The organism is Bradyrhizobium sp. (assembly GCF_028868675.1).
Lineage (GTDB): Bacteria > Pseudomonadota > Alphaproteobacteria > Rhizobiales > Xanthobacteraceae > Bradyrhizobium.
The window spans coordinates 1-8,376 of sequence record NZ_JAGWUA010000207.1; the positions used below are offsets into that span (position 1 = coordinate 1).

Genomic DNA, 8,376 nt, shown 5'->3' on the forward strand with positions numbered 1-8,376 from the left:
TTTAGCACCTCTGACCAAGTCCAGTAATCTTCTTTGCATGGGGTGGGAATTGCGAATTTCAGTGCTGGACGGTGCCGGGTGGTCGGTAGCTTCTTTGCAGCGAGGAACCGTACGATAGGCGTTCATCGCAAGCCGAAAGGATCGAGGATCGTGAACGCCACCGCCCACCAGCCGCCGCAGATCGCCCGCGCCAATGGCATCGACATCTGCTACGAGATCTTCGGCGACGCCGGCGCCGAGCCCATGCTGCTGATCATGGGGCTGGGTGCGCAGATGATCGTCTGGGACGACGCGTTCTGCCGGCAACTCGCCGCGCGCGGCTTCCGCGTGATCCGCTTCGACAATCGCGACATCGGCCAGTCCAGCCATCTGACCGGCGGCAAGCGCCTCACGCCGCTCGAGTTGTTGAAGCTGCGCTTCCTCCGCATTCCGGTGTCCGCCACCTACGAGCTGATCGACATGGCCAAGGACACGGTGGCGCTGATGGAGGTGCTCGGCATCAGGTCCGCGCACCTGGTCGGCGCCTCCATGGGCGGCATGATCGCGCAGGAGATCGCGATCTCGTTTCCGCACCACGTGCGCTCGCTGACCTCGATCATGTCAACGACGGGCAATCCGCGCGTGCCGCCGCCGAGCCGCGAGGCCGCCGCCATGCTGATGGCGCCGCCGCCGCGCAGCAAGGACGAATATCTCGTCCGCTACGCCGAGACCTGGAAGGTGCTGCGCGCCGGCCATTTTCCGGAGGACGAGGCGCAGGACCGCGAGCGCGCCGAGCGTACCTTCGCGCGCGGCCTCAACCCGGCCGGCGTCGGCCGCCAGCTCCGCGCCGTGCTCGCCTCGGGCAGCCGCAAGGAACGGCTGCACAAGGTGACCGCGCCGACGCTGGTCATCCATGGCACGGTCGACCCGCTGGTGCGGCCCGAGGGCGGCAAGGATACGGCAGCCTCGATCCCCAACGCGAAGCTCATGATGATCGAAGGCATGGGCCATGCGCTGCCGATCCGCTTCTGGCCGGAGATCATCGACGCGATCGACGAGCATGCGCATCGCGCGGCGGCGAACGCCGCGTAGATTCTTTCGTCGCGATCCAGATGACGTGCCGTGCGCCGCCGCCCTTTCCGGTGGCGCGAACGGCGACTTCGTTCACCGCAAATCCAGCCTGTTGCAGCCGCTTCGAGAATTTCGGATGCGGCCCGGACGACCAGACGGCAAGGACCCCACCGGGGCGCAGCGCGGTGTGCGCCATCTTCAGCCCGCCGACGTCATAGAGCGCGTCGTTGGCCTTCCGGGTCAGGCCTTCCGGGCCGTTGTCGACGTCGAGCAGGATGGCATCGAATGTCAGCGGATGCCCGTCGATCAGCCGTGCCACGTCGACCTCGCGAACATCGACACGGGAATCGTCGAGGCTGTCGCCAAAGAGCTCCGCCATCGGGCCTCGCGCCCAGGCGACGACCGCCGGAACGAGTTCGGCCACCACGATTTGCGCGCCGCTCCCCAGCGCACCGAGCGCGGCACGCAGCGTAAAGCCCATGCCCAGTCCGCCGATCAGCAGCCGCGGCTTCGCGACCTCTTCGATCGCCTTCGCAGCGAGCGTCGCCAGCGCCACCTCCGAGCCCGACAGGCGGCTGTTCATCAGCTCGTTGGTGCCGAGCATGATCGAGAACTCCTTGCCTCGGCGCATCAGGCGGAGTTCGTCGCGGCTACCGGGAATGCGCGCGGTATCGATCTTGACCCAGGGAATCATGCCACGCTTGTAGCATGCCCGGGAGCCTTATCCGCCCGCCCGGACGTCGAGCACGCAGTGGTTCTGCGCGCCGAGCTCCTCGCCTCCACCATTGCCTTCAGAAGATCAGCACGCCGCAAAGACGAACTATCCAAACCGCCTTCTGCGCCATTCGATCAGCTTGGCGCTGACCTCTCCCGGCTTTTCCTGCTGCGTCCAATGACCGCTGTCCCGGACCAGGTATTTTTCGAGGTCCGGCACCAGCTTCTCCATGCCATCGGCGGCCGAGGGCGGCAGCACCGCGTCGTTCTCGGCCATGATCATCAGCGACGGCACGCCGACGTGATGGTCGAGGCCCTCCGAGCGCTGCCAGTTGCGGGTGAAGTTGCGGTACCAGTTGATGCCGCCGGTGAAGCCGGTCCTGGTGAAGGTGTCGACGAAGACCTCCTTCTCCTCGGCCGACAGGATCGGCGTGCGCGGGTCGAACTTCGCGTCATAGGCCGCGATCATCTGCGGGAAGGCCAGGTTGAGTTTTGCCGAGGCGCCGACACCGGCAACCGGCGCCTGCTCCGGCCTGGCTTCAGGCCTGGCCAGCGGCTTGCGCATGAAAGCGTCGAAGGTCTGCTCGACGCGGCTGCCGAAGATCCGGTCCGGCTCGCGCGCCGGGTCCTGAAACTGCACGATGTACATCTGGTCGCCGAAGCGCTGGCGGAACAGCGCGATCGGATCGGCCGGCGCACGGTCCCAATGCGGCGTGTTGACGCCGACGACGCCGGCGACACGGCTGGGATGACGCAGCGGCATCTGCCAGACGACGAAGCCGCCCCAGTCATGGCCAACGAAAATCGCCTTGTCGATTCCGAGATGATCGAGCAGCCCGACGAGATCGCCGGTCAGGTGCTCCAGGTCGTAGGCCTCGACCGGCTCGGGCCGGTCGGTCGCGCCATAGCCGCGCTGGTCCGGCGCGATGACCCTGATGCCGGCCTCGCTCAGCGCCTTGATCTGGTGGCGCCAGGAAAAGGCCAGCTCCGGCCAGCCGTGGCATAGCACCACGGGCGGCTTGTCGGTCGCAGGACCCGCCTCGTAATAACCCATGCGAATTCCGTTCGTCTGCGCGAACTCGATCGGCGGCATTTCGATCATCGAAAAACTTCCCATTCAGCGGCGCCCCTGACGTCTGCCGCCGGCGGCAACACCTCCGACAGATTCAAGCGGCTGTCGAGCCGCGCCAGGATTTGATCGGCGCGCCCAGCATCGAGAGGTTGGAGACCTGCGGCATCACGGCGCGCGAGGGATGTCAGGCCGACAGTGTAGGGTCCGGCGGAGCATATGCAACGGCAAACGGCCCTGCCCGGTCGAACGGCGAGAACTCGCCGTTCGCCTGGGCGAGCCGATCCGCCACCGCCCACAGCGCGGCCGGGTTCACGACGAGCCCGATGTGACTGGCGAGATGCACCTCGATGTTTTCCGCCGTGCCGGAAGGACGCACCAGGCAGGTGCGCCAATTCACCACGCCGTCGCTGCGCGACCAGATCGAGCTGGTCGGCACCGGCAGGTCGCCGGCGATGACGTCGCGCAGCTCCAGATGATCCTCGACCCGCTCACCCGACAGTGTCTCGTACAGCCGCGTCGCGTTGGTCGCCCGTACGTCGTTGGCAAAGGGGCTGCCGAGCGTGACGACGTAGCGGACCATGTCGGGGGCCTGCAGCGCCAGATCGCGCGCATAGACGCCGCCGAGGCTCCACCCGACCAGGCTGACCTTGCGTCCGGTCGCGGCATGGACCTCGGCGAGCCGGTCGCGCAACGCTGCGCGCATGCGCGCCAGGCCGCCGAGATTGCGCCCCATCCGCCAGGCCTGGGCATCATAGCCGAGTTCGCGCAGATAGCGCCGCATCGGCACCATCGAGAGGTCGCTGGCGAGAAAGCCGGGCAAGGCGAGCACGGGGTGACCGTCGCCGCGCGGCGCGCGCATCAGGAGCGGCGAGAGCAGGATGCTGGCATTGAGTTCGAACAGCCCGCGCGCCTCCGCGAGCAGGAGAGCGAGGCCTGGCGGTCGAAGCCGGCCGTCAGCCTGCGCTTCGCTCCCGCCCGCCGGCATCTATTTCTTCTTGTCGCTGCTGGCCGTCCCGCCGAGGCCGGCCATGGCGACGAACATGTCCTGAAACCGCTGGGCGAGCTTCGGATCGAAGGTGAACCAGCTCTGCAGCAGCGATTCCGGCGAAACCTTTTCGATGTTGCTCATGACCTGCTGCTGCAGCTTGTCCATCACGGCCGTCTGCATCGGCCCCACGTCGGGCAGTCCGAAAAACTGACGGGCCTCCAGGGGGGTGCAGTCGATTTCAATGTTAACCTTCATGTCCCCTCCTCAGGCGGATTCGAGCGGCCTGCCGCAGTATCGCCGCGACTTGGCATGCGACGCAAGCGACCGGGCCCCCGCGGTCCGCAGTCCCTCCCGCAATCGGAAGATATGCTCAACCGAACCGCTCCGCCATCGTGGCCCGGACCGGGTCGAGGTCAGGCGGGGCGCTCCGCTCGGCACGCGGCGGCAAGGTCGCCCTTCTTCTCCCCGCCATGGCACACGTCGAAAGCCGACTGGCGCGCGAACCCGCCCTTCCAGTGCCCTGAAGACCGCGTTGCTGCACAGCGGCGCAAGTCGGTGCGTTCCTTGCCGGAATCGCGCTTGCGCGGGTCGAAAACAGTGGGCAACATGGCTCGGTTGGCCCGCCCGAACAATTCAAAAATCATCGGCGCGGCACGGTGGAGAGGGGCAAGAATGTCGGCAAGAACGTCGTTACGCCATAGCCTGTTTGCGATGACCCTCGGATCGGCGCTTGCCTTTGCACTGACGCCGGCTTCGAGCCAGACGCTGCGCTACGCCAACCAGGGCGAGCTCAAATCGCTCGATCCCTACACGCTGAACGAGACCACCACCCACGCCCATCTCGGCCATGTCTATGAAGGCCTGGTCGAGCGCGACAAGGACCTCAAGATCATTCCGGCGCTGGCCGAAAGCTGGGAAACGCCGGAGCCGACGCGCTGGCGCTTCCACCTGCGCAAGGGCGTCAAGTTCCACAACGGCGATCCCTTCACCGCCGACGACGTGGTGTTCTCGGCGGATCGCGTGCGCGCCACCGGTTCCAACCTGCTGACCCGCATTCCTGCGGACGCGAAAGTCGTCAAGATCGACGACTACACCGTCGATTTCGTCCTGACCTCGCCCAATCCCATCCTGATGTCGCAATGGGATACCTGGTACATCATGGACAAGAAATGGGCGGAGGCGAACAACGCGGTGGCGCCGACGCCGGTCGCCGCCACGACCCCGAGCTTCGCCTCGCTGCACGCCAACGGCACCGGGCCCTTCATGGTCGACAGCCACCAGCCGGGCGTGAAGACCGTCTACAAGGCGAACCCGAACTGGTGGCGCAAGCCGGAACATAACCTCAAGGAAATCGTGTTCACCCCGATCGCCTCCGACGCGACGCGGGTTGCGGCGCTGCTCTCCGGCGAGGTCGACGTGATCGAGCCGGTCCCGATCCAGGACATCCAGCGCGTCAATGCAAGCCCGAACGCGACCGTGATGACCGGCCCCGAGCTTCGCACGATCTTCCTCGGCATGGACCAGTCGCGCGACGAGTTGCTGTTTTCGAACGTCAAGGGCAAGAACCCGTTCAAGGACGTCCGCGTCCGCGAAGCCTTCTACAAGGCGATCGACATCGAGCTGATCAAGACCCGCGTGATGCGCGGCCTCTCCACGCCCTCGCCGCTGATGATCGCGCCCGAGCTGTTCCCGCTGTCGAAGGAGTTCACGCGGCCGAAATTCGATCCCGACGGCGCCAAGAAGCTGTTGACCGAAGCGGGCTATCCGGACGGCTTCGAACTGACCATGGACTGCCCGAACGACCGCTACGTCAATGATGCGGCGATCTGCCAGGCGGTGGTCGGCATGCTCGCTCGCATCGGAGTCAAGGCGACCCTGCTGGCGCAGCCCAAGGCGCAGTACTTCGCCAAGGTCCTGAAGGCGGGCGGCTACAAGACGTCGTTCTACCTGCTGGGCTGGACGCCGGGCACCATGGATTCCCACAACGTGCTGCATGACATTCTCGGCTGCCGCGACGATCCCAAGGATCCCAACCGCGGCGAGGCCAATCTCGGCGGCTACTGCAACAAGGATTTGGACGCGCTCACCGACAAGATCCTGGTGGAGCCCGACGCGAAGAAGCGCGACCAGATGATCAAGCAGGCCTATGACATCTCGCTCAAGGACTACGCCTATATCCCGCTGCACCAGCAGTCGCTCGCCTGGGGCGTGTCGAAGAAGGTGAAGCTGACCCAGCGCGCGGACAACCAGGTCCTGCTCTATTGGGCCACCAAACAGGGCGAGTGAGCTGCAGAAAGTAGCGGGATCCCGGAAGCTCCGGCTTCCGGGACTTCTCGCTTCGGGCGACGATCGATGCGCGCGGCCCGTGAGCTGACGTGAAAGGAAGAAATGCTCGCTTTCGCCCTTCGCCGGGCCATCCAGGCCATCGGCGTCATGATCGCGGTCGGGATCATCGCCTTCTCGATGTTCCGCTTCGCCGGCGACCCGGTGAGCCAGATGGTGTCGCTGGACACCACCAACGCGGAACGCGCCGCGATCCGCCAGTCGCTCGGGCTCGACGATCCCGTGGTGGTTCAGTTCGGCCGCTACATCGCCAACGCGGCTCAGTTCAAGTTCGGCGTGTCCTACCAGTTCCGGCTTCCCGTCTCGAAGCTCCTGACCGAGCGGATGCCGGCAACGCTCGAGCTCGCGATCTGCGCCACCATCTTCGCGCTGGTCTGCGGTATCCTGATGGGCGTCTATTCGGCGCTGCGCCGCGACACCTGGCTCGCGCACGCGTTCCAGGCGATCTCGCTGATCGGCATCTCGCTGCCGACCTTCCTGATCGGCATCCTCTTGATCTACCTGTTCTCGGTCACGCTGGGGTGGCTGCCGTCCTTCGGGCGCGGCGACGTCGTGCATATCGGCTGGTGGACGACCGGACTGCTGACGCTCTCCGGGCTGAAGGCGCTGATCATGCCGTCGATCACGCTCGGCCTGTTCCAGATGACGCTGATCATGCGGCTGGTGCGCGCGGAGATGCTGGAAGTCATGCGGACCGACTACATCCGCTTCGCCCGCGCCCGCGGCCTGACCACCCGCGCCATCCATTTCGGCCATGCGCTGCGGAACACGCTGATTCCCGTGATCACGGTGGTCGGGCTGCAGTTCGGCTCGGTCATTGCATTTGCGATCATCACCGAGACCGTGTTCCAGTGGCCGGGAATGGGGCTGTTGTTCGTGCAGGCCGTGCAGAACGTCGACATCCCGATCATGGCGGCCTATCTGATGATGGTGTCCCTGATCTTCGTCACCATCAATTTCGTGGTCGATATCCTCTACACCATCGTCGATCCGCGCCTGCGTTCGACGGTCAGCCGGGCGCATTAGGGATGAGCGAAGCCGTCGTCCAGCATCAGGTGGAAGAACGCGTCTCGCCCGGCGCCGTGCATGCGGGCCGGTTCAGGCGTCTCGTCGACAGTGACCTGTTCTATTCCTTCCGCCGCTCCAGGATCACGATGGTGGCTGCCGCCGTGACGCTCGCCTTCTTCCTGCTGGCGATCTTCGCCTCCGTGCTCGCCGTACAAAACCCATTCGATCCGGCGCAACTGCAGCTGATGAACTCGCGCATCTCCCCGCTGTGGACCGCCGACGGCCAGAGCCCGTTCCTGCTCGGCACCGACGAGCAGGGCCGCGACGTGCTGTCGGCGATCCTGTACGGCCTGCGGATCTCGCTCGTCGTCGGCATCCTCGGCGTCATCTTCTCGGGCGCGCTCGGCATCCTGCTCGGCCTGACCGCCGGCTATGTCGGCGGCGCGGTCGACGGCCTGATCATGCGCATTGCCGATGTCCAGCTCTCCTTCCCGGCGATCCTGATCGCGCTCCTGATCAACGGCATCGCCAAGTCGGTGTTCGGCAACAGGCTGGACGAGATGAGCATGCTCGGCGTGCTGGTGCTCGCGATCGGCCTGAGCTTCTGGGTGCAATATGCCCGCACCGTGCGCGGCTCGGTCATGGTCGAGAAGAACAAGGACTACGTCGCCGCCGCGCAACTGATCGGCCTGCCGGCGCCGGTGATCATGCTGCGCCACGTGCTGCCGAACACGATGGGGCCGATCCTCGTCATCGCCACCATCAACCTCGCGCTCGCCATCATCACCGAGGCGACGCTGTCCTTCCTCGGCTCCGGCATGCCCGAGACCATGCCCTCGCTCGGCACGCTGATCCGCATCGGCAACAACTATCTGTTCGCCGGCGAGTGGTGGATCGTGGCCTTCCCGGGACTGGCGCTGGCGGTCTTGATCCTCTCCATCAACCTCCTGGGCGACTGGCTGCGCGACGCGCTCAACCCAAAACTCCGGTGAGACCGGCTTCCGTTCATGACCGACACCGTTCTTTCCGTACGAAATCTCCAGGTGGAATTCGCCTCCCGCCGCGGCACGCTGCGCGCGATCGACGGCGTTTCCTTCGACATCGCCAGGGGCGAGGTGCTGGGCGTGGTCGGCGAATCCGGCGCCGGCAAATCCGTCACCGGGCTTGCCGTGATCGGCCTGATCGATCCGCCCGGCCGCAT

At 65.8% G+C, this 8,376-nt stretch carries 9 protein-coding genes; 5 read left to right on the top strand and 4 right to left on the bottom strand.

The window, feature by feature from the left end:
• Positions 1-150: 150 nt before the first annotated feature.
• The gene (locus tag KGM94_RS21075) at positions 151-1,071 is read left to right on the top strand and encodes an alpha/beta hydrolase (RefSeq protein ID WP_300263728.1); all 921 of its coding nucleotides are present in this window, start codon (positions 151-153) and stop codon (positions 1,069-1,071) included.
• On the opposite strand, the gene KGM94_RS21080 is transcribed toward KGM94_RS21075, so the two are convergent.
• The 4 genes from KGM94_RS21080 to KGM94_RS21095 all read right to left on the bottom strand — a co-directional run bounded on the left by KGM94_RS21080 (position 1,019) and on the right by KGM94_RS21095 (position 4,079).
• Complete coding sequence (locus KGM94_RS21080) at positions 1,019-1,744, bottom strand: spermidine synthase (protein WP_300263729.1); 726 nt, start codon at positions 1,742-1,744, stop codon at positions 1,019-1,021. The two genes, KGM94_RS21075 and KGM94_RS21080, sit on opposite strands and share 53 nt — an antisense overlap.
• A 126-nt stretch (positions 1,745-1,870) precedes the next feature.
• Positions 1,871-2,866: an alpha/beta hydrolase gene (locus KGM94_RS21085; protein ID WP_300263731.1), complete on the bottom strand. Its 996-nt coding sequence runs from the start codon at positions 2,864-2,866 to the stop codon at positions 1,871-1,873.
• 154 nt (positions 2,867-3,020) lie between these two features.
• On the bottom strand, positions 3,021-3,821 hold the full coding sequence (locus tag KGM94_RS21090) for an alpha/beta hydrolase (protein ID WP_300263733.1): 801 nt from the start codon (positions 3,819-3,821) through the stop codon (positions 3,021-3,023).
• On the bottom strand, positions 3,822-4,079 hold the full coding sequence (locus KGM94_RS21095) for a DUF6489 family protein (protein WP_300263736.1): 258 nt from the start codon (positions 4,077-4,079) through the stop codon (positions 3,822-3,824). It lies immediately after the preceding gene.
• A gap of 417 nt (positions 4,080-4,496) precedes the next feature.
• Between KGM94_RS21095 and KGM94_RS21100 the strand changes: the two genes are divergently transcribed.
• The 4 genes from KGM94_RS21100 to KGM94_RS21115 all read left to right on the top strand — a co-directional run.
• Complete coding sequence (locus KGM94_RS21100) at positions 4,497-6,110, top strand: ABC transporter substrate-binding protein (RefSeq protein ID WP_300263738.1); 1,614 nt, start codon at positions 4,497-4,499, stop codon at positions 6,108-6,110.
• A gap of 102 nt (positions 6,111-6,212) precedes the next feature.
• Positions 6,213-7,193 (top strand): ABC transporter permease, encoded by a 981-nt coding sequence (locus KGM94_RS21105; RefSeq protein WP_300263740.1) that lies wholly within the window; start codon positions 6,213-6,215, stop codon positions 7,191-7,193.
• 2 nt (positions 7,194-7,195) lie between these two features.
• A complete protein-coding gene (locus KGM94_RS21110; protein ID WP_300263742.1) occupies positions 7,196-8,167 on the top strand; it encodes an ABC transporter permease in 972 nt (323 codons plus the stop codon).
• Between the two features lie 15 nt (positions 8,168-8,182).
• The coding region (locus KGM94_RS21115; RefSeq protein WP_300263744.1) for an ATP-binding cassette domain-containing protein at positions 8,183-8,376 on the top strand (194 nt) is incomplete at its 3' end.

What these genes read in the sequence shown, in the direction of transcription:
- KGM94_RS21080 (WP_300263729.1), bottom strand. Translation starts at nt 1,744, where the DNA reads ATGATTCCCTGGGTCAAGATCGATACCGCGCGCATTCCCGGTAGCCGC.
- KGM94_RS21085 (WP_300263731.1), bottom strand. Translation starts at nt 2,866, where the DNA reads ATGATCGAAATGCCGCCGATCGAGTTCGCGCAGACGAACGGAATTCGC.
- KGM94_RS21090 (WP_300263733.1), bottom strand. Translation starts at nt 3,821, where the DNA reads ATGCCGGCGGGCGGGAGCGAAGCGCAGGCTGACGGCCGGCTTCGACCG.
- KGM94_RS21095 (WP_300263736.1), bottom strand. Translation starts at nt 4,079, where the DNA reads ATGAAGGTTAACATTGAAATCGACTGCACCCCCCTGGAGGCCCGTCAG.
- KGM94_RS21100 (WP_300263738.1), top strand. Translation starts at nt 4,497, where the DNA reads ATGTCGGCAAGAACGTCGTTACGCCATAGCCTGTTTGCGATGACCCTC.
- KGM94_RS21105 (WP_300263740.1), top strand. Translation starts at nt 6,213, where the DNA reads ATGCTCGCTTTCGCCCTTCGCCGGGCCATCCAGGCCATCGGCGTCATG.
- KGM94_RS21110 (WP_300263742.1), top strand. Translation starts at nt 7,196, where the DNA reads ATGAGCGAAGCCGTCGTCCAGCATCAGGTGGAAGAACGCGTCTCGCCC.